The 22,692-nt window shown below is 37.3% G+C and carries 17 protein-coding genes; 16 read left to right on the top strand and 1 reads right to left on the bottom strand.

Annotation, left to right across the window (positions count from 1 at the left end; translation table 11 throughout):
* Positions 1-141 precede the first annotated feature (141 nt).
* The 14 genes from F0365_RS02900 to rlmN all read left to right on the top strand — a co-directional run bounded on the left by F0365_RS02900 (position 142) and on the right by rlmN (position 18,664).
* A complete protein-coding gene (locus F0365_RS02900; protein ID WP_169932292.1) occupies positions 142-954 on the top strand; it encodes a prephenate dehydratase in 813 nt (270 codons plus the stop codon).
* Complete coding sequence (locus F0365_RS02895; protein WP_169932290.1) at positions 951-2,111, top strand: pyridoxal phosphate-dependent aminotransferase; 1,161 nt, start codon at positions 951-953, stop codon at positions 2,109-2,111. The genes F0365_RS02900 and F0365_RS02895 overlap by 4 nt, the downstream gene beginning before the upstream one ends.
* Positions 2,108-2,968: a prephenate dehydrogenase gene (locus F0365_RS02890; protein ID WP_169932288.1), complete on the top strand. Its 861-nt coding sequence runs from the start codon at positions 2,108-2,110 to the stop codon at positions 2,966-2,968. The genes F0365_RS02895 and F0365_RS02890 overlap by 4 nt, the downstream gene beginning before the upstream one ends.
* Entirely contained in the window at positions 2,958-4,040 is a 1,083-nt protein-coding gene (locus F0365_RS02885; RefSeq protein ID WP_169932286.1) for a bifunctional 3-deoxy-7-phosphoheptulonate synthase/chorismate mutase type II, read from the top strand. The genes F0365_RS02890 and F0365_RS02885 overlap by 11 nt, the downstream gene beginning before the upstream one ends.
* A 626-nt stretch (positions 4,041-4,666) precedes the next feature.
* On the top strand, positions 4,667-5,674 hold the full coding sequence (gene rsgA, locus F0365_RS02880) for a ribosome small subunit-dependent GTPase A (RefSeq protein WP_169934739.1): 1,008 nt from the start codon (positions 4,667-4,669) through the stop codon (positions 5,672-5,674).
* Positions 5,671-6,165 carry a D-aminoacyl-tRNA deacylase gene (gene dtd / locus F0365_RS02875; protein WP_169932285.1) on the top strand — a complete coding sequence of 165 codons (495 nt, stop codon included), beginning with the start codon at positions 5,671-5,673 and terminating at the stop codon, positions 6,163-6,165. Before rsgA ends, dtd begins: the two co-directional genes overlap by 4 nt.
* 58 nt (positions 6,166-6,223) lie before the next feature.
* The gene (locus F0365_RS02870) at positions 6,224-8,134 is read left to right on the top strand and encodes a DUF3857 domain-containing protein (protein WP_169932283.1); all 1,911 of its coding nucleotides are present in this window, start codon (positions 6,224-6,226) and stop codon (positions 8,132-8,134) included.
* Positions 8,134-10,128 (top strand): DUF3857 domain-containing protein, encoded by a 1,995-nt coding sequence (locus F0365_RS02865; RefSeq protein ID WP_169932281.1) that lies wholly within the window; start codon positions 8,134-8,136, stop codon positions 10,126-10,128. The genes F0365_RS02870 and F0365_RS02865 overlap by 1 nt, the downstream gene beginning before the upstream one ends.
* 201 nt (positions 10,129-10,329) lie before the next feature.
* Complete coding sequence (locus F0365_RS02860; protein ID WP_169932278.1) at positions 10,330-12,342, top strand: DUF3857 domain-containing protein; 2,013 nt, start codon at positions 10,330-10,332, stop codon at positions 12,340-12,342.
* 1 nt (position 12,343) lies between these two features.
* Positions 12,344-12,673, top strand: a complete 330-nt coding sequence (locus tag F0365_RS02855; protein ID WP_169932276.1) for a nucleotide pyrophosphohydrolase — start codon at positions 12,344-12,346, stop codon at positions 12,671-12,673.
* A 3-nt stretch (positions 12,674-12,676) separates the two neighbouring features.
* Positions 12,677-13,969, top strand: coding sequence for a 3-phosphoshikimate 1-carboxyvinyltransferase (locus F0365_RS02850; protein ID WP_169932275.1), 1,293 nt, complete (start codon positions 12,677-12,679; stop codon positions 13,967-13,969).
* A gap of 67 nt (positions 13,970-14,036) precedes the next feature.
* Complete coding sequence (queA, locus tag F0365_RS02845) at positions 14,037-15,089, top strand: tRNA preQ1(34) S-adenosylmethionine ribosyltransferase-isomerase QueA (protein WP_169932273.1); 1,053 nt, start codon at positions 14,037-14,039, stop codon at positions 15,087-15,089.
* 152 nt (positions 15,090-15,241) lie between these two features.
* Entirely contained in the window at positions 15,242-17,551 is a 2,310-nt protein-coding gene (locus F0365_RS02840) for a T9SS type A sorting domain-containing protein (protein WP_169932272.1), read from the top strand.
* A 72-nt stretch (positions 17,552-17,623) separates the two neighbouring features.
* Positions 17,624-18,664: a 23S rRNA (adenine(2503)-C(2))-methyltransferase RlmN gene (gene rlmN, locus F0365_RS02835; RefSeq protein WP_169934738.1), complete on the top strand. Its 1,041-nt coding sequence runs from the start codon at positions 17,624-17,626 to the stop codon at positions 18,662-18,664.
* 69 nt (positions 18,665-18,733) lie between these two features.
* Here the strand turns inward: rlmN and F0365_RS02830 are convergent, their stop codons facing one another.
* Positions 18,734-20,065, bottom strand: coding sequence for an aryl-sulfate sulfotransferase (locus tag F0365_RS02830; protein ID WP_169932270.1), 1,332 nt, complete (start codon positions 20,063-20,065; stop codon positions 18,734-18,736).
* A 306-nt stretch (positions 20,066-20,371) separates the two neighbouring features.
* Between F0365_RS02830 and F0365_RS02825 the strand changes: the two genes are divergently transcribed.
* Positions 20,372-21,454, top strand: coding sequence for a T9SS type A sorting domain-containing protein (locus tag F0365_RS02825; protein WP_169932269.1), 1,083 nt, complete (start codon positions 20,372-20,374; stop codon positions 21,452-21,454).
* A gap of 161 nt (positions 21,455-21,615) precedes the next feature.
* Entirely contained in the window at positions 21,616-22,593 is a 978-nt protein-coding gene (locus F0365_RS02820) for a polyprenyl synthetase family protein (protein WP_169932267.1), read from the top strand.
* The last annotated feature ends 99 nt before the right edge of the window (positions 22,594-22,692 follow it).

The raw sequence follows: 22,692 nt of genomic DNA, 5'->3' as shown, positions 1-22,692 counted from the left end.
GCTGCTTATTATGACAACAACTAATTATTTCTGGACAGGATTCTACTTCTATTTTATAGAAGCGAGGACGGTATGGTAATATTTGAAAAATATAAATAACTATAAAGTCCTGATCTGATCAGGACTTTTTTTTACTCAAAAATGAAAGTAGCTATTCAAGGAATTCAAGGTTCTTACCATCATCAAGTGGTAAGTCATTTATACGGAGACGTTTCTTTGCAGGAGTGTAGTTCCTTCGATCAGCTAGCTATGGCTGTGGCAAATGGGGATGCTGACAAAGGGGTTATGGCTATAGGGAATTCTATCGCTGGAAGTATTCTACCTAATTACAGTTTGATCAAGGAACAAAAATTAACTATAACTGGAGAGTTTCACCTGAATATTAAACACCAATTGATGGCGTTGCACGGTCAGAAAATTAAAAACATTGATGAGGTACAGTCACATCCTATGGCATTATTGCAGTGCAAACCTTTTTTTAGAAAACACCAACATATCAAGCTGGTAGAAACAGACGATACTGCTGCTGCTGCGTATAGAATAGCAAATGACAAAAAACGCGGTGTTGCTGCTGTCGCCTCTGCTCAAGCGGCACAATTGTATGGGCTAAAAATTATAAGTAAGGACATACAACAAGTAAAGAATAATGCTACCAGATTTGTAGTTGTAGAAAAAACAAATCGCCAAATAGAAAATGCCAATAAAGCAACGATCAATTTTACAGCTGGGCATCAACCTGGAAGCTTGGGTAAGATACTGACGGCATTGGGCAACTTAAACATCAACCTTTCTAAAATACAATCGGTACCTGTAATAGAAAAGCCTTTTTTATGCTCTTTTGTTGTAGATCTTGAGTTTCAAGACCTGGCGCAATTTGAGGCAGCACAATTAGAAATAGGGATTCTTGTGGAATCCTTAGAGATTTTAGGTATTTATAAATCACATAAGCTATGATACAAGCGGCCAAGAGACTGGATAGCGTTCAAGAATATTACTTTGCAACAAAGTTGCGCGAGGTGAGAAGTTTGATCCTATTGGGCAAACCTATTATCAACGCTGGAATAGGCAACCCAGATTTATTGCCTCCAGAGCATGTAGTGCCAGCACTTACAGCTGCCTTGCAGGACACTAGCGCTCACGGGTATCAAAGTTATTTAGGATTACCAGAATTGAGAACTGCTATGGCTGGCTTTTATAAAAAGCAATATCAGGTGGTTTTAGATTCAGATTCAGAAATCATACCCTTAATGGGAAGTAAGGAAGGTATTCTTCATGCTTCCATGGCTTTTTTAAACCCTGGAGACGAAGTGTTGATTCCAGATCCTGGTTATCCTACTTACGCCAGTGCGACAAAATTGTGTGAAGCAACAGCGGTATCTTATGATCTTACAGCAGACCATAATTGGATGCCAGATTTTGATGCCTTAGAAAAATTAGATCTAAGCAAGGTAAAAATTATGTGGACTAATTACCCTCATATGCCCTCAGGAGCACCTGGTTCCCTAGAATTTTTTGAACGTCTTATTGCTTTTGCAAAGAAGAATGAGATTCTTATAATAAATGATAATCCGTATAGTTGTTTGTATCCCGATAAAATAAGCATCCATCAAGTGGCTGGATCTATGGAAGTAGCGCTAGAATTAAATTCTATAAGCAAAACTTATAACATGGCTGGCTGGCGTGTAGGAATGCTTTCAGGAAAAGCTGAGGTATTGAAAGAAGTCTTGAAAGTAAAAACCAATATGGATAGCGGTATGTTTTACGGTGTACAGAAAGGGGCTATTGCTGCTCTAGAAACAGATAATAGCTGGCTAGAAAATCAAAATAAGATGTACAAAAAACGTCTGGTGTTGACTGTGGAACTAGCCATGTCTTTAAATCTGCAACCACAAGAGCAATCTGGCGGCTTATTCGTTTGGTGTAAGTTGCCAGAAGGAGAAAAAGACGACAAGGCATTTGTAGATCACTTGCTTTATGAGAATGGTATTTTCATTGCTCCGGGAAGTATTTTCGGAAGTAATGGAATAGGCTATGTTCGTTTTTCACTTTGCGTAAAAGAAGAACAAATAAAAGAAATGATAGAAAGGGTTTCCAAAAAGATAGAAGCATGAAAAACATCTTTCTAATAGGAACTGGATTGATAGGTGGCTCGATGCTTAAGGATTTGCGTAGGCATTACCCAGAGGCTGTTTTGTACGGCATTGATAAAGTGGAACTACACCTCCAAAAAGCAAAAGAAAATAAGATTATCGATCAGGTCGCAACACTGGAAGATCTAAAAATTGCAGACCTGGTCATCGTCTCTATTCCGGTAGATGCGACTTTAAAAGTTTTGCCTCAGGTGCTGGATGTAATTCCTGAACACGCCTTGGTTATTGATGTAGGTTCTACTAAAGAAGCCATTTGTGACGGAGTAGCAACTCATAAAAATAGAAGACAATTTCTAGCAGCACATCCTATTGCGGGAACCGAATTTTCTGGACCTGACGCGGCAATATCTAATTTATTTGTCAAGAAAACCATAATTGTATGTGAGGTAGAGAAAACGTCTTTTAAATTGCAAGAAATTGCAAAGCTGGTCTTTGATCAACTGGGAATGCGAGTGCGGTACATGACTCCAGGGGCTCACGACCGGCATATTGCTTACGTATCTCATTTATCACATATATCTAGTTTTATGCTGGGAAAGACCGTGATACAAGAAGAAAAAAATGAACGAGATATTTTTGATCTCGCCGGTAGCGGTTTTGAAAGTACCGTAAGGCTGGCAAAGAGTTCGCCGGCTATGTGGACGCCTATATTTGCACAGAATAAAGAGCATGTTTTGGCCAGTCTGGATGGATATATTGAGAATTTGTCTCGCTTTCGCGAAAGCGTCAAAAACAACGATCACAAGGCCATATTTAATGATATGGAACAAACAAATAGAATTAAAACGATACTGAAAGGAATAGAAAATGGAAAATAAGAAGGAATTCAGAAACTGGTTAGACGCGCACCAACTGGAGCACCCCATAGTTATAGCTGGACCATGCAGCGCAGAAACAGAAGACCAAGTGCTTAAAATTGCACATGAATTAAAAGATACGGACGTGACTTACTTGCGTGCAGGAATATGGAAACCTAGAACACGCCCAGGAAACTTTGAAGGAGTAGGAGCGATAGGCCTTAAATGGTTGCAAAAAGCCAAAGCAGAAACAGGTCTTTTAACAGCGACTGAAGTAGCTAACCGAGCTCACGTAGAGTTAGCATTAGAACACGACATCGATCTTTTATGGATAGGTGCTCGATCTACCGTTAGTCCATTTATCGTTCAAGAAATTGCCGATGCGTTAAAAGGAACGGATAAGGTGGTGCTGGTAAAAAACCCGGTAAATCCTGATTTGGCTTTGTGGATAGGCGCTGTAGAACGTCTACACACAGCTAACATTAAAAGGTTAGGGGTGATTCATAGAGGTTTTTCTACTTACAGCAAGTCTAAATACCGCAACAATCCAGAATGGCAAATTGCTGTTGATTTCCAGACCCAATATCCAGATATTCCATTGATTTGTGATCCCTCACATATTACCGGAAAAAGAGATATGATTCTTGAAGTGTCTCAAACCGCTCTGGATTTAAACTTTGACGGATTGATGATTGAAACACATTATGATCCAGATAACGCTTGGAGCGATGCCGCTCAACAAGTGACTCCAACGGCCTTGATGCAAATTTTTAAAGATTTGCGTATCAGAAAAGAGCAAGATGACGAAGCTGGATACCAGTCCAAATTAGGCGTTCTAAGAGCTCAAATCGATATTATTGACAATTCCATCATTGAATCATTAGGTAAGAGAATGAAAACTGCAGACGCGATTGGAGTTTTGAAAAAAGAACGTAACGTAGCTGTTTTACAATCTAAAAGATGGAATGAGATTCTAGGCAAGATGATACTTGCTGGTGAAGAGCATGGATTAAGTGAAGAGTTTATTCTCCGAGTTTTTAAAGCCGTGCATCAAGAATCTATTATACACCAAGAAAAGGTGATTAATAATTAACATGGGTCATAAAGGCTGGAATTAATTCCAGCCTTTATGATGGGTTTATAGCACCTATGTTGAGAACAGCTGCTTCAATCAAACATGCGAACTCCAAATTCTTATTTTCTCTCAAGGGAAAACGTTAATCTTGGGAATGGTATCATTTATTCTCTATAGCTAGAATTTATTGGGTTTCCCCTTCTTGCATCAGACGAGCTTAAGCGAGAGGAATGCATAATGCCGTTAGGTAAAGGGTGTTTGCAGTGTCACAATTCGGTTCAAAAAAAACTAGTAAATCTGATATGCCAACTATTTGTGTTGGCATTGTCTAGGTTTATTCTCAGTGTTTTATGGAAAACAGGTATGGACTTTTCAATTTAATCATGTAGCCAGATACCCCTATCTAATTTTCCCACCTTGTAACTGACAAAAGCAGGGATAGGGATGCCTTATTTTATTTCTGCACGAATTAAATAAGGGGTTTGCAATGCTGAAATTTTATTTTTAAAAACTAGTAAAATCTGATATGCCAACTATTTGTGTTGGCATTGTCTAAAATTGATCGCAATGCTATTGTTACTTCTCGCTATAAACTACTTATAAAAGCCTTAATTTTGTTTGATGAAGAACACACAACTCAATTAATGACTGGAACCGTATATAGATCTACAGGAAGTTGGTATGAAGTAAAAGGTACTGACGGTGCATTTTACTCCTGTAGGATAAAGGGTAAATTTCGTTTACAAGGAATTAAGAGCACCAATCCTGTTGCTGTAGGGGATGAGGTAGATTTTGAAATTGAGAAAAAAGGAGATGAAGAGATAGGAATCATTAATGTGATTCATGAACGCGATAATTACATCGTCAGAAAGTCGGTGAATTTATCAAAGCAAACACATATTATTGCTGCAAATGTAGATCAGGTTTTTTTATTGGTGACCTTAAACAATCCGCCTACGTTTACTTCTTTTATAGATCGAGTTCTAGTCACTGCCGAAGCTTATCATATACCTGTGGTACTCGCCTTTAACAAGGTAGATACTTATAACGATGATCAAGGCGGTATCATGATTGACCCAGAAACTGGAGAAGAATTACTTACCATGACAGAGCTGGATGAGGTAAGGTACTTGATGAGTCTTTATAAATCTATAGGCTATGAATGTATTGCTATAAGTGCAGAAACAGGTAAGAACATCGATCTAATTAAAGAGAAAATGAAAGGCAAGACCAGCATGTTTGCCGGTCATAGTGGCGCTGGAAAAAGCACCCTAGCCAATGCGGTGCAGCCTGGATTACAATTAAAAACTAAACAAATCTCAGAACAACATAAACAGGGACAACATACGACTACGTTTGCAGAGATGTTTGATTTGGACTTTGGCGCACGTTTGATCGATACACCTGGTGTCAAAGGCTTTGGGGTAGTGGATATGGAAAAAGAAGAAATAGGTGATTATTTTCCTGAAATTCACGAGTTGAAGCAGCAATGTAAATTTCACAATTGCATGCATGTAGAAGAGCCTAAATGCGCGGTAAAAGAGGCAGTAGAAAATGGAGAAATGGTTCTGAGCCGTTATGAAAGTTATGTGCAAATAATCAAAGGAGATGAAGATAATTACCGACAGGATAAACATCAAATACAGCCGTGAGAATAGTCATTCAACGAGTTAGTGAAGCAAATGTAACTATTGATGGAACTGTTCATGGAGCCATTAAAAAAGGCTTGCTTATTTTATTAGGTATTACCCATCAAGACACGCAAGAAGACACCGACTGGCTTGTGAATAAAATCTTAAGTATGAGAATCTTCTCAGACATAGACGGTAAAATGAATTTAAGTATTCAGGATATCGATGGGGAAATTTTAGTCGTCTCACAATTCACTTTATATGCCAATACTAAAAAAGGCAACAGGCCTAGCTATATTGAGGCTGCAAGACCAGAGGTAGCGGTACCTTTATACGATGCTTTTATAAGAACCCTTTCCAGGAGTTTTGAGACGAAGAAGTCGGTGCTGAGCGACGGTAAAGTACGAAAGCGGAACAAAGAAATAGCTACTGGAATATTTGGAGCTGATATGAAAGTACAATTGATTAATGACGGCCCTGTAACTATCCTAGTGGACAGTCATCGAAAATAACCTTAGAATTTCTTGATTATGGAACTAAAGTGAATTAAATTCCTTTTTTTTACAATCTATGAAATTTACTTTTCCAACAACTTTACTGTTCTTTTTCTTTTTTATTAGCCTTGTAAACGCGCAAGATGCCGATCAACTTTCTTCCTATACCATACCACAAAACTTGCTAGAAAATGCAAATGCGGTGATCAGGCAAAATGATGTGACGATTATTATTGACGATTACGACAAAGTTGAAATTGTCACTGATCGAATAGTAACTGTTCTCAATAAAAAAGGATTGTCAGATCAAAAAGCCGGAGAATCCTATAACGATGATACGGAGATCAAAAAGATAGAAGCTACTGTGTATGATGCTTCAGGAGAGAAAATAGAGCGATTTAAAAGCAAGGAGTTTAAAGATGTTAGTGCCGTGTCAAATGGTACTTTATACAGCGATAGTCGAGTAATGTACTTGGATTACACACCGCGTAGTTATCCTTTTACCGTTCACTTTACCTCTACAGTGGTTTATAAATCAACCGCTTTCTTACCTAGTTGGGTTCCTTTAGAATATTTTTATGCCAGTACGCAGTCGTCCCGCTTTATGGTGGAAAACAACTCTGATGTAGAGGTGAAATTTAAAGAATCCCATTTGGGTGATTATTCTATTCAAAAGAATGGTCCTTTAAACTATACAGCTTCCAACATACCTGCCATAGTACCACAAGCTTACAGCCCTGATTTTTCTACTTATGGACCTATAGTAAAAATAGCCTTGAAAGAATTTAGCATGAAAGGTGTAGCTGGTAAGAATAACAATTGGAAGGACTTTGGCAAGTGGATGAATGATGCTTTGTTATCTGACGTAGGGGCGTTACCTCAAGAAGTTATAGAAGAAATCAACTCCTTAACAAAGGATGCAACCACTCAGAGGGAAAAAGCGATGATTGTGTATCATTTTATGCAGGAGCGTTCTCGATATATCAGTGTTCAAGTAGGTATAGGTGGATGGAAACCTATAGATGCAGAGAAAGTTCATAACCTAGCTTATGGCGATTGTAAAGGACTCTCTAATTATACGAAGGCACTTCTTAATGAGGTGGGTATTGAGTCCCATCACGCCATTATATATGGGGATAGAAATATACGCAGCGTGGATAAGGATTTTTCTTCCACCCAAGGTAATCATATGATACTCTATGTTCCTAAATTAGATGAGGAAGAAGATATATGGTTAGAGTGCACCAGTAAGACAAATCCATTTGGTTATATAGCTGGATGGACGGATGATAGGGATGCTCTAGTAGTAAATGAAGAAGGTGGAAGAATTCTTCACACCACGGTTTATGAAACAGAAGATAATTTACAACAATCTACAGCTCAAATTGAACTTTATAAAGAGGGCAGTGCAACTGCGAGCATTGAGATGAAAACATCTGGATATCAGTATTCGTTTCGAGAAAGTCTTGATAAACAATCTGAAAAAGATTTAAAAAAGATGTACACTTATTTTTGGAGTCATTTAAACGCTGTTAATATTGCTGAAACAGAAATAGTTAATGACAAGGAACGAATAGAAGTAAGAGAAAAGGTAAATCTTTCTGTAGAAAAATACGGTTCTAAAACAGGAGATCTTCTATTGATACAGCCGGTATTTTTTAATAGAAACTCGACCGAGCCAGCCAGATATAGAGACCGGTATAATGATTTTGAGATTGACAGAGGCTATGTAGATATAGATGATTATGAAATTACTTTAGACACGGGTCTAAAAGTAGATGCCCTTCCAGAAACGGTGAAGATGGATAATAAATTTGGTGTCTATGAGCTTAGCGTTACAGAAGCAGTCGATAACAGGCTTATGGTAAGACGCTATTTAAAAATCAATAAAGGCTATTTTAATAAAGAAGATTACAATTTGTATAGAGGTTTTAGAGCTGAAATCATAAAAGCAGACAATTCCAAGGCTGTTTTAAAAATTATTTAATGAAAAGAATAGTAGTACTACTTCTGATTGCGGTCAACTGTATGTATGCACAAGATCTTACTTACGGTAAAGTCACTGTTGAAGATTTTAAAGTGGAATCAGAAGATAAAACTGATGAACATGATGCCGTGTATATACTCAATAAAGTCACGGTGAATTTTGTCGATTACAAACAGTATATCTCTATCCATCAACGCATCAGAATTGAAACAGAAGAAGGTTTAGATTACGCTACAAAGCAAGTAAATTTATACACCTCAAAAAATGGAAATGAGACCTTAGTTGGTCTTAAAGGTGCTACCTATAGTCTGACAGACAATAAGGTGGTACGGTCAGAACTAGGAGAAGACATCTTGTTCAAAGAGGATTTAAATGACAACTATGTATCTCAATCTTTTACTATGCCAGAGGTAAGGATAGGCTCCATAATTGAATATTCTTATGTGATTAAATCTCCTTTTCCTTACATTGATGATATCAATTTACAGTACAGTATACCTACAATCAATCTAGATGTCGCTATTCAATTCCCAAGCTATTACACTTATAATGTCGTTTTTAATCCAAGGTCGAGCTATAAAATAAACTTTGATCCAGAGGACTTTAAAGAAGGTGTTTCTTTCTCCATGATTAACCCTGAGGATAGCGACGATTTTGAGGAAAGTCAAAAAATACAACAATTGAGGATTTCCAATCAAACCATAGGTTTTATGGAAAAAAACATACCAGCATTATTGCCAGAGCCTTTTTCAGGGGATCTTGATAAGTACAGAGCAAAGATGATCATCAATATTGCAGCCTTTAATAACCTACGTACAGGTACCATTAAGAAATACGGCACAAGTTGGGAAGCTGTGGCTAAGAGCATTTACGATAGTGAAAAATTTGGTAATGAAATAGAACGGTCTACTAGATTTTTTAGAAGAGACCTAGAAGAAGCTATGTTAGTAGTATCTGATCCAAAGAAAAAGGTAGATGCCGCTTTAAATTTTTTAAAGTCTAAAGTAAAGTGGAATGGCGATTATGGTTTATTCACAAAAGAGGGGCTTAAAGACGCCTATAAAATAGGTTCTGGAAATGTTTCAGAAGTCAATCTATTGCTGGTTTCTATGTTGAGAGAGTTGGGAATCGAAGCTGATCCAGTACTGGTAAGCTCTACAAATAATGATATTCCTATATTTCCTACAAGAGAAGGATTTAATTACGTCATCGTTCAAGCCAATTATGGCGGTGAAAAGGTATTGCTAGATGCGACCGAAAAATTTGCAGGCATTAACTTGATACCATTAAGAGCTGCCAACTGGAAAGGCAGGTTGATTAAGGAAGATGGAAGTTCGGAGTGGATCAATCTCACTAATTACACCAAGTCTACGGAAACTGTTTTGTTGACTTTAAAACTAGATGAAAACTCTCAAGCTATAGGAAAAGCTAGTAAGAGATTGACTAGTTATATGGCTCTAGATTATCGTATTAAGAACATCAACTCTACAAGTGATGATTTAGAGAAGTACATTCAAAATGATAAGGTAGGATTGCAAATTGATGAAGTAAGTGTGACTGGGTTAGCATCTGTAGAGGATTACGTTACCCTTAATTATAAGGTTGCTTATAAAAATGCATTTGATAAAGTAGGAGATAAGATTTATATCACGCCCTTGTTATTTGAGTCTAATGAAGAAAATGCTTTTAAATTGGATTCCAGAAAGCTGCCTTTAGATTTATCCTACTTAATTCATGCTAAAACTATTGTGAATATAGAAATCCCAGAGGGTTACGAGGTAGAGTCCTTGCCTGAAAGTATAAAAGCGGTTTACAATAACGACATTGGTTATTATCAATATGTAACTGGCTATACAAACGGATTGATATCTACGGTAGCTACCTTTAACATGGAGGTTTCTGTTGTTCAACCAGAGGATTATAAAGCTTTTAAAAAGTTTTTTGAGGCTATTGTGTCAAAAGATGCAGAAAAGATAGTCCTTAGAAAAATCTAATAGGAGCTTCTATAAACCTCCATGAGTTCTTTGTTTGAAGAACATTAGTAAGGTTGTTAAAGCGCGTAGCTGAAGTGGTGTACATCACTTACAGTGCATCCTTATGGAGAGTATGAGAATAGCACGATCTTAGATTATTAAAAAAAATTAATTACCAAAGTAGAGCAATTAAAATAAATCATTAAAGTTAAAAAGCAAAAAATGAAAACAGTTGTAAGAATTTTAATAGTCACATGCTTATCATTTCAACTCGGTGCCCAAGATTTAGAGTATGGGGAGGTAGATGAGGTAGACTTTACTTTAGAAGCAAAAGATGTTGAAGAGCAACCAGATGCAGTAGTAATTTTAAAGAAAGTGGAAGTTGACTTTAATCTAAGCACAAAAAGCGGTATTACAAAAAGGAGAACGATTCACGAAAGGATAAAAATAAATTCGGAGGCCGGCTTAGAGTATGCTACTAAAAGTATCACTTTATATATGTCAGATGGTAGTATTGCTGAAAAATTTAAAGACTTAGAGGCTGCAACTTATAATCTAGTTGATGGAAAAGTAAAGAGAAATAAGCTTAAAAAGTCAGGTGTTTTTGAAGAAGATGTTAGCGATCAATACAGAGTAAAGTCTTTTACTATGCCTAATGTAAAAATCGGTTCAGTAATAGAATATACCTATGTTATAGAGTCACCGTATCCTGTAATTGATGACATTGTTCTTCAATACGGTGTGCCTATTCTTAACATAGACGTTAAAATGGTATGGTTAGAGTTTTATCAATATCAAATGCACTTTAATCCTAGAGCAACCTATCTTCCTAAATTTGAGTATAGTGATGGAACCAAAGAGGTTACCGACTATTCAGTACGGCGTTCAGGTATCAATAATAACACCCATAGTTTTAATACTGGTAGTTACGAATTAAAAACACGTATAGTAGAGTTTAAAGACACTGATATCCCAGCACTAAGCTATGAGCCTATGGCAGGAAATCTTGCTAATTACAGATCTGAAATTATTGTTGAGCTAACCGCAAGTAAAGAAGTAGGTTATGGTTATAAACAATACTCCAGTACTTGGGATGCCATTTCTAGTACTATTTTAGATAGTGATAATTTTGGAGGTCAAATTAATGAGAGACGCTTTTTCAGAGATGATTTAGGATTAGTAATTAAAGATTTGAATACTGACAAAGAAAAAATTGAAGCTATTTTACAATTCGTGAAAGGAAAAGTAAAATGGGATGGGTACTACGGTAAATACGCTAATAATGGAGTAAAAGATGCCTACAAAAAGGGATCAGGAAATGTCGCAGATGTTAATTTACTTTTAATAGCTATGTTTAAAGAAGCAGGGCTAGAGGCATTTCCGGTTCTGGTCAGTACAAAAGATAATGGAATCCCATTTTATCCTACTAAAGATGGATTCAACTATGTCATTGCGAGTGTAAAAAATGGAGATAAGACTTACCTCATAGATGCAACCGATAAACATACCGCTTTACATGTTTTGCCTTTAAGGGTTATGAACTGGAAAGGTAGATTAATACGAGAAAATGGGCAGTCGGAATGGGTAGATTTATTTCCAAATGAAAATTCTACTGAAATTAGTTTAATTAACGGAGAATTTAATCAGGATGGCGAAATTGATATCAAGGTTAAAAAAAGACTGACAGAATACCTCGCATTAAATGCTCGTAATAAATATGCAGGTGCCAATACATCTGCTATGCAAACTGGTTTAAAAAGCGGTGCCTCTAACATGGAGATTTCAAATATAGAAACAGAAAATATGGATGCTGAAGATGTTCCACTTTCTATTTCTTACGATGGTGTTGTAACTAATGCTAGTGAGGAAATAGGAGGAAAACTTTATATCACACCATTGTTACATGAGGCTAATGAAGAGAATCCCTTCAAATTAGAAAAGCGTAAATACCCCTTAGATATGGACTATCCATTAGCTACAAAGACGATTGTAAATTTGAAAATTCCAGAAGGTTATATGATAGAATCTTTACCAGAAAGCGTTAAACTTGTTTACGCCAGTGGTTTGGGGTCTTATACGTATCAACTAAGTGATGCTAACGGTATGATCAGCATAGTTGTAGATTTCAAATTAGATTCTTATTTGATAGAACCAGAAAACTATCAAACCTTTAGGGAATTCTTTAGTTCCATAGTGAGTAAAGACGCAGAAAAAATAGTCCTTAGAAAAATCTAATATGAGCATCAAGAAATCACAAGAGCAAGTAGATCAATGGATCAAGGAGCATGGAGTTCGTTATTTTAATGAGCTGACCAATATGGCGCAGCTTACAGAAGAGGTAGGGGAAGTAGCGCGTATTATAGCACGCCGTTATGGGGAGCAAAGTGAAAAAGAGAGCGATAAAAATAAAGATCTAGGAGAAGAGCTGGCAGATGTTATGTTTGTCGTGCTTTGTCTAGCCAACCAGACCGGAACAGATCTGGAAGCCGCTTTTAATAAAAAGCTCCAAATAAAAACGGAGCGCGATCACGACAGGCATCACAATAACTCCAAATTAAAATCTTAACTGATGGATCTAAGATTGTCTAAAGTCTCCTCGCCTAAAAGCAACATAGCGCTTACTATTTCTGGTTCTAAAAGTGAAAGCAATCGCTGGTTGATATTACAAACGCTTTATAAAAATTTAAACATTCAAAACCTATCAGATAGTGATGATAGCGACCATTTGAGTGAAGTACTTCAAAGTCAGGAAGATGTGCTAGACATAGGTCATGCGGGCACGGCGATGCGTTTTGGTACTGCTTTTTTTGCCATTCAAGAAGGAAGAGAGATCACACTTACGGGAAGCGATCGCATGAAACAGCGCCCCATAGGCATACTGGTAGAAGCACTTAATAAGTTAGGAGCCGATATTTCTTACCTAGAAAAGGAAGGTTTTCCGCCCTTAAAAATTAAAGGCAAAAAAATAAAAGGAGGCAAACTTTCTATCGATGGAAGTGTTTCCAGTCAGTTTTTAACCGCTTTATTACTGGTGGCACCTAGTTTTGAAAAAGGGCTAGAGCTTCACATCTACGATCAACTCACCTCTAGACCTTATCTAGAAATGACCGTAGATATTTTAAAACAATTAGGGGTGAACCTCCGCTTTGAACCGATCACCACATTACTTAAGAAAGCTGCAGATAACGAAGAATTACAGATTATAAATGAAGTGGTTCAAGTACAACCACTGTTACAAACTGCTTTACAAGAGGCTAGGGTAGAGAGCGACTGGAGTAGCGCCGGCTACTGGTACAGTTGGGTAGCTATGCAAGAGCCGGGCTATAGGATGCACCTTTCTTTTTACAAGAACGACTCCTTACAAGGAGATAGTGAGCTGGTAGCTATTTACAAACCATTAGGTGTTGCCACTACTTTTGATAAGAAAGGAATCCAGCTAGTTAAAGTGGATCAAGAGTTGCCAGATACTGTCATGCTGGACCTGACTAACGAGCCGGACCAAGCGCAAACTATATTTGCAACTTGCATAGGATTAGGGGTTAACGCTGATTTAACGGGATTGCATACGCTTAAAATTAAAGAGACCGATCGTATAGAGGCTATGAAGATGGTGGGATCCCGCTTTCGCGAAAGCGTCATTAAAACAACAGACCACTCCATACAATTGCATTTTACAGCAGCAACAGCATTCCATCAAGAGGTGATGGTAGATACCTACCAAGATCATAGAATGGCAATGGCTTTTGCGCCACTTTCTATGAAAACAGATGTGATCATTAAGGATGCTTTGGTGGTTACTAAGAGTTATAAAAGCTTCTATAAAGATCTTAAAAAGGTAAATGTAAGTATTACAGAAATTTAACTCGCTTTTTACTTGACAAGGCCTATGCTCAAATTGTATATTTGCAGCTTATCATAAAAATGAATTAATGAAGTTATCACAATTTGGATACGAGCTTCCAGAAGATCGCATCGCACAGCATCCAGCAGAAAACAGAGACGAGTCTAAGTTGATGGTTTTGCACAGGAAAACGGGTAAAATTGAACATAAAATGTTCAAGGACGTTATCGATTACTTTAATGAAGATGACATTTTTGTGATGAACGATACCAAGGTTTTCCCAGCCAGATTATACGGTAATAAAGAAAAAACAGGAGCAAGAATAGAAGTTTTTCTTCTTAGAGAATTAAACCCAGAGACAAAATTGTGGGATGTTCTTGTAGATCCTGCGAGAAAAATAAGAATAGGAAATAAATTATACTTTGGCGAGGATGAAAATCTAGTAGCTGAGGTGATCGATAATACGACCTCAAGAGGACGTACCTTACGTTTCCTTTATGACGGTAGTTATGAAGAATTCAGACGAGCACTTAAAGAACTAGGAGAAACCCCATTGCCTAAAGAATTGAACAGAGATGTAGAGCCAGAAGATGAGGAGCGTTACCAGACTATTTTTGCAGAAAAAGAAGGAGCTGTAGCAGCGCCAGTTGCTGGACTTCACTTTTCAAAACATTTATTAAAAAGACTTGAAATTAAAGGGATCAAAAGAACTGCCGTAACCATGCATATAGGTCTAGGAACCTTTGCTCCGGTTGAGGTAGAAGACCTTTCTAAGCATAAAATGGACAGTGAGCAAGCCTTTATCACACAAGAAACTTGTGATATAGTGAATCACGCTATAGATACCAGAAAGAACGTTTGTGCGGTAGGAACAACTACTATGCGTACGTTAGAAAGTGCCGTAAGTAGCGATGGACATTTAAATACTTTTGGCGAGTGGACCAACAAGTTTATTTTTCCACCATATGTGTTTACGATTGCAAATAGCATGATCACTAACTTTCACCACCCTAAGTCTACTTTAATGATGCAAGCAGCAGCTTTTGCAGGATATGATTTTCTTAACGAGGCGTATCAAGTCGCTTTAAAGGAAGGCTACAAATTCAGCACCTACGGTGACGCGATGTTGATTATAGATTAGTTAACTGATGTAAACTTTTATTAAAGGTTTTACAGCATATTCTATTGATTTATGATGGGAACCACTACATTTTTATTTAAAACCCTATTGAATATATATTCTTTAGGGTTTTTTTATGATAGTTTCTTATCTTGTCGTTCTAAATTCAAAACATGAAAAAAATTACTTTTTTGCTAGTGTTGTTTGTTGCGCAAGCTTTACTAGCTCAGAACGATTTTTCAGGACCTCAGCCATTGTCTTGGAAGTTAACCACAGCATATGATGCTTCTATTGAGAAATTCAAGAATGTTCCTTTTGAGGAATTGGCCAAAGAAGATGCTAAAAACGACTTGGATAAAAGTATTCCATGGCGATTTGGTTATGACTTTTCTGTAAATATCGATCCCGACACGCACGGTCAAAAAATCACTTTAGATAATGGAGACCAATTGTGGAGAGTTAGAATACAGTCCCCTGGGGCAAAAACAATCAATATCTTTTTTGATTGGTTTGATTTAAGACCAGGAGCATGGATGCGAGTTGCCTCTCACGATCAGAGCGACCTTTCCAAATTATTTACCTATGAACAGAATAATGTCAATAAGGCTTTAGGAATATGGCCAGTAGCATCTGATGATGTATGGGTAGAGTTCTATGAGCCAAAAAATAGTATTGGTCAAAGTAGACTAGAAATAGGGAATGTGGTACACGGTTACCGAACCGCTATAGATTTTAATGAAGCAAAGGCTTTAAACGATTCAGGAGACTGTAATCAAGATGTAGATTGTGATATCACTCCACCTGGTGCAGACCCTTTTAGTATCAATCAAGTGAAAGAAGATGTAAAGAAAAGTGTTGCTATGTTAGTAAGTGGTAATACAGGTTTTTGTACAGGATCTTTAATCAACAACACGGCAAACGATGGAGCGCCTTTATTTATTACTGCAAATCACTGCGGAAACTCTGTAGCAGGATGGGCATTTCGTTTCAACTGGAGAAGCCCTACGCCTTCTTGTGCAACAACAACAGCTAGTCCTAATGGAACCTTTAATCAAACAGCATCTGGTGCCACATTATTAATGAATAACAGTGGTAGTGATATGCAGTTAGTGAGAATTACAGATACAGGTTTTTTCAACGCTAATCCAGATGTAGTTTGGAATGGATGGAATAAGTCTGGTACTACCATTCCTTCGATGCAATTTGGTATCCACCATCCATCAGGAGATATACAGAAAACATGTAGAGACGATCAATCAGCCGCTAAACAAACAACTTCATTTAACGGAGATCCTACTACAGAAGTTTGGAGGATTTCTGATTGGGATTTAGGAGTTACAGAGCCAGGTTCGTCAGGTTCACCTCTATTCAATCAAGATGGACAGTTGATAGGAGTTCTTTCAGGTGGTGCAGCTGCTTGTAACGGTACAAATGACAACAATGCCTTTGATATTTATGGTAGATTTGATACCGGATTTTCAGAAGGAACTACTGCAGCAACTAGACTAAGCGACTGGTTGGACCCAAATAATACAGGTCAGGTTACGTTAGGTCAATATCCTCCTTTGCAAGTTTTTGCTATAGATGCAAGTGTTGCTCTAAATAACGTTCCTTCAGAAGTTTGTTCTGGAGCTATAAATCCAGTGGTTCAAATCACCAATAGGGGATCATCAACTCTTACTAGTGTAGATGTGGTATATACTTATGATAGAGGAGCTACTAATACCACTATTAATTATACAGGTAGTATTGCTCAAGGTGCTATTGATACCGTTAGTCTACCTGCCTATACGGTAACAGCTGCTACTACGTTGAGTGTAAGGCTTGTTAATCCAAATGGTGTTGCTGATCAGAACGGTATTAATAACCTAATTAGTGCTGATTTTGATTTAAACGTCTCCCCTTCATTTGCAGCCAATAATACGGTGTCATTTAACATCACAACAGATAATTTTGCAAATGAAACCTCTTGGCAAGTAACAGATAGTTCTGGAGCTATAATTGCATCTGGTGCTGCAGGATCGCTGGCTAATGCAACTACCTATAACCTGCCTTTTAATATCGTGACTGGAGAGTGTTATGAATTTACGATTTCTGACTCTTATGCCGATGGTATTTGTTGTGGTTTTGGACAAGGTAGTTATACGTTAACTACAGATACAGGTATACAAATTTTCACAGGAGGAAATTTTGGAGCTGCTGAAGTGACGCCTTTTAAAATAGATAGTACAGCAGGATTAGAAGACGTATTGCAAAATTCAATAAGTGTCTTCCCTAACCCGTCATCAGGAATTTTCAATGTAGAATCTACTCTTGATGCTGTTAAGTATGATATTTATGACCTAAGCGGTAAATTAATCACATCTGGCAATTTAACAAATGGCAGATCTGAAATTAGTTTAGATGCTGTTGCAAATGGCCTTTACCTTATGAATTTATCCATAAATGAGGTTCAAATCACAAAGAAGTTGATTAAGAGCTAAGAAACTTCAGAATTCATACCAAACGCGTTGTAAGATCATGTAATTTTGCAATGCGTTTTTTTATACCCTATGTTGAAAGAAAAAAAGAAAGATATCAGAGCTTTAACTAAAGAACAGTTAAGAGACTTTTTTGTAGATAATGGCGATCAGGCTTTTAGAGGTAACCAGATATACGAATGGTTATGGAAAAAAGGTGCGCATTCCTTTGATGCGATGACTAATCTTTCTAAAGAAACCAGAGCCTTCCTAGAAGCGCATTTTACCATCAATCATATCAAGGTGGATGACATGCAAAGAAGTACAGATGGTACTATAAAAAATGCGGTTAAACTACACGATGGATTGACCGTAGAGTCGGTATTGATCCCAACAGATACTCGAACCACCGCCTGTGTTTCCTCCCAAGTAGGTTGTAGTTTAAATTGTGCCTTTTGTGCTACCGCCAGATTAAAGCGCATGCGTAACTTGCAACCTGATGAGATTTATGATCAGGTAATTGCGATAGATCAGCAAAGTAGGTTGTATCACAACATTCCCTTATCAAATATTGTATTTATGGGAATGGGAGAGCCCTTGATGAATTATAATAACGTCTTGAAGTCCATAGAAAAAATAACTAGTGAAGACGGACTTGGGATGTCTCCTAAGCGCATCACCCTTTCTACTAGTGGTGTCCCTAAAATGATGATGAAACTGGCTGACGATGGTCCTAAATTTAATCTGGCACTATCCTTACACAGTGCTATCGATGAAAAAAGAACCAAAATCATGCCTTTTAACGAGCAGTTTCCACTTGCTGATATCAAGGAAGCATTGAAGTACTGGTATGAGAAGACAGGAACAAGGGTTACTTATGAATACGTAGTTTGGAAAGGCATCAACGATACAGAAGAAGATGTGCACGAGCTCATCAAATTCTGTAAGGTGATTCCATGTAAAGTAAATATCATTGAGTACAATTCCATAGATGATGATAGGTTTGAACAAGCCAGTAGTAAAGCTATTGACATGTATAAAACACTATTAGAACGCAGCCGAATCGTGGTTAATGTAAGGCGTAGTAGAGGTAAAGATATAGACGCTGCTTGCGGCCAATTAGCAAATAAACAGTAGGTTATTAAAATATAAAAGCTGGAACTATTCTTGTCTAAAGAACGGTTCCAGCTTTTTTATACGCGTATTTTAAAGTCCCAAGGCGGTTACTCCTGGGTAATTTCTCTCGTAACTTCTAGACTTAAATCCCGAAGAATCTATTTCTAATACGCCATCAACCGCTATCCTGGCATCAAACTCCCAAAGCACTTCGTTCTCATAATTTACCTCTCGTATAATAGCTCCAGAGGTGCTGGTTATTAACGTATTGCCTGAGGATAGTCGCTGTGCTCCAGAGGTTCTAGCCGAGTAGATCTCGTCGCTAGAGTAACTCCATGTAGGAGAAGCAGGACTATTGCCTGTAGACGGTATCGCATCATAAACTCCATCTGCTGTGACATTGATAGAGATTTCTTTAACCGTAGAGAAATTAGGATCGTCTTGATTGTCAAAAACTAAAAAAGTACCTCTAGATAAACTGTTATTACCTACAAAGGTAGCATCGTGCTGGTCATGTAGCTGTCGGTCCAGGCTCGTTCCAGAATTGTAAGATTCAGGATTCCCCCATCTGTAAAGGATTTCCCCACCTTTATTGTACCTACCACCAGTATTAGAAGCAGCCTCTGCTGTAGTTATACCGTGATCTATGATGATAAATTCGTTAAGTACTCTACTGTTTAAAATTATTTGATCTAATGATGGGATGTAATCCAAACCATTGACATGAGTGAAATTTTCACCTTCTGTAGATTGATTGATGTCAAATAGGCTTCCATTACTTGCATCTCCAAAATTCAGTTGGGAAGCATCAAAATCTTGTACCAAATGATTCCATAAGGACCATTCCCAAACAATATTTGCTTGATCAGTGCCCACAGGTTCAATTTCTATTACTTTATCGATGACCAGTCGGTCTGCTACTAGAGAACTGGGGTCTCTACCATTTGCAATACATGTCGCTCGATCTTTAACGACCCATACAGAAGCTAAAATATGCCCGTTAGGCAGGAGAGCGATATCGTGATGTAAGGCTTCTGTACTGCTGTCTAAGGTCCATTTCCATATTTGATTATTGTCTTTATCAATAATTTCAATGGCTCCAGTTTTTCCTCCTATAGTGATGCCGTTATCGACACCAGTAACTATAGAACGCACCACAGAACCATCTTCCCTTAAATACCCCATTAAGGTAGACTCAGCACTGGACCAACGGTGTAAAACAGTCCCTAATCGATTCATTAAAAAGGATGAATTACCTCTAAAGGGAGAAATTAAAACATCATCATCTGTCAGTTGATCCTGATTATAAACGGTAATATTACTCTGTGGGATATCTTCTGGAACAGCAATAGTGTCGTCATTATCTTTACAAGAATAGAGTATTACGCAACTAAGAAGTATGAAAATTACTTTGGAGTACATGCTGGAAATTTTAAAAGGCAACAGTTTGATCGTCTTGAAACGGGGTGTTTATTTATAAATAGAACTGCAATATTAAAGATTAGTTCGCATAACTTTATTTCTAAATTTATAATATGAAGTCTAAACCACCTGTATTTGGAATGATTTATACATATATTTATAAGGTATTTAGACAAATAACCCTGTTCTTGATCTATTTTATTACTGTCTTAGCTATTGAAATTCAAATAGTTATTCTGCTCTTTTTAACATAACTTTTATCAAAGCCTACTTTATTTTATTATTTTTACAGTAAAATCCAAAACAATGAAAAAAACACTACTCTTAATTGGAGCGTTTGCTGTTAGTCTGACCTCTTCTGGTCAGGTGTTACAACAAGAAACATTTGACAATCTTACCTTGGGTAATGTCGGAACAGCCTTTGACGGTTCAACAGCAGGTCAAGCTAGTTTTCTTACCTTTGCAAGTAATGGCGCCGCAACTTCTACTACCACTACAACTACCAATGCAGGTAATAGCAATTTTGTTATAGCTTCTGCCGCAGGTGCTGCAAATCAAACTGTTGACATAACTGGACCTAACGGTAATGAAGGTGGTAGGTTTTTATGGCAAGCAGGTTTAGATACAAGTTGGACAGCAAGAACTGCTGGTAATGATGTAATTGATATTGAATATACCTTTAATACGGGACCTGTAACTACAAGTAGAACTAGAGTAGGTATGACTCTATATGATACTGCATTTAACCCTATAGTAGGTTATTTTTATTCCACAGACACTGGGATACTAACAGGTCAGGCTAGGTTAAATAACGGTGGTAGTATTGGTAACTTTAATATCAATTTTGCTACAGGAGGATTATCTTTAATGGCAAACACAACCTATTCATTAGGTATGTCTTACAATGTTGTAACTGGTGAAGTGTTATGGAAGTTAGATCCTACTGCTGGTAATATTAGTGTTAATTCTGCAGTTTATTTATCAGGTTTAGTTCCTACTGAATTAAATTTCGTGGTAACCGCAGCTCCATTTAGTGCAACTGCAACTCCACCAACAACTCCTAATGCACTTGCTGCAACTAGATCATTTTTTGATTTTAAAGCAGAGGCAGTAGTTACTAGCGATTTATTAACTACTAGTGAAGAGTTATTAAATGATGTTAGTGTAAGAGTATATCCTAACCCAACGACAGACATCCTTAATATTACTAGTGATACTCAACAATTCACGGCTGTAGACATCGTTGATCTTAATGGAAGGTTGATCAAATCACTTGAGGTAGATGCTAACAACGTAACTACTAATGTTCAGGAGTTGAAACCGGGGCTTTATATTTTGAACATTTCCAATAAGGAAGGAACTGTTTCTAGAAAGTTTATAAAAGAATAAGTTAGTATTTATACTAAGCTTACAATTGTAAAAAGGTAGCCTTTAAAAGAGGCTACCTTTTTTATGTCATCATCGCATTCTTTAAAGAATTGCTATCTTAAATCTAAATGTTAAGTTACAGCACAAGGATTGCATTTTGACTATCATTATATTTGCAGCTTATGAAAATTGTGGAGCAAATTAAGGAGCCTATAGCTCATGAAATGGAACTTTTTGAAAAGAAGTTTCACCTATCCATGGCCTCTCGTATCGCATTGCTCAATCGTATTACTCATTTTATAGTAAACCGTAAAGGAAAACAAATGCGTCCCATGTTTGTTTTTTTAGTGGCAAAAATGGTAGGTAAAGGACAGGTAAATGAGCGTACCTATCGCGGTGCCTCTGTTATTGAATTAATTCATACTGCTACCTTAGTTCACGATGATGTGGTCGATGATAGCTTAAAACGCAGGGGATTCTTCTCGGTAAATGCTTTATGGAAAAATAAAATTGCCGTTTTGGTCGGTGATTATTTGCTCTCTAAAGGGCTGCTGCTCAGCATTGATAACAAAGACTTCGACTTGTTACAAATAATAAGTGTTGCAGTACGCGAGATGAGTGAAGGAGAATTGCTGCAGATAGAAAAGGCGAGAAGACTGGACATTACAGAAGACGTCTATTTTGATATCATAGGTAAAAAAACCGCAACTTTAATTGCGGCTTGCTGCAGTTTGGGCGCTTGCTCTATCGCTCCAGAAAGTGAAGATGTAGAGAAGATGCGCAAATTTGGAGAGCTAATAGGTGTAGCATTCCAGATCAAGGACGACCTTTTTGATTATGGTAACCAGCGTATAGGAAAACCTACTGGTATCGATATCAAGGAACAAAAAATGACCTTACCTCTTATTCACTGCCTCCAAACAGCTACTCCCAAAAATAAAAAATGGTTGATCAACTCTGTTAAAAGGCACAATCGCGATAAAGCTAGAGTGCGCGAGGTCATCGACTATGTGAAGGATAACGGTGGGCTGGATTATGCCATTACCGCTATGTATCACTATAAACAAGAAGCACTGGAGATATTAAATACTTATCCGCATTCTGTATATAAAGAATCGCTTTTGAAAATGGTGGATTACGTGATAGATCGCAAAAAGTAAGGAGTTCTTCTCTATAATTAATAGGTACATTCCCTCTTAGATATACCTATTTCGTTTTAATTAAAACAGGTTTTAAAACCAAAAAAAGCACTTCATAAA

The organism is Nonlabens sp. Ci31 (assembly GCF_012974865.1).
Taxonomy (GTDB): Bacteria; Bacteroidota; Bacteroidia; order Flavobacteriales; family Flavobacteriaceae; genus Nonlabens.
The sequence above is the reverse complement of the archived record's forward strand: the minus strand, read 5'-3'. Positions and strand labels throughout refer to the sequence as shown.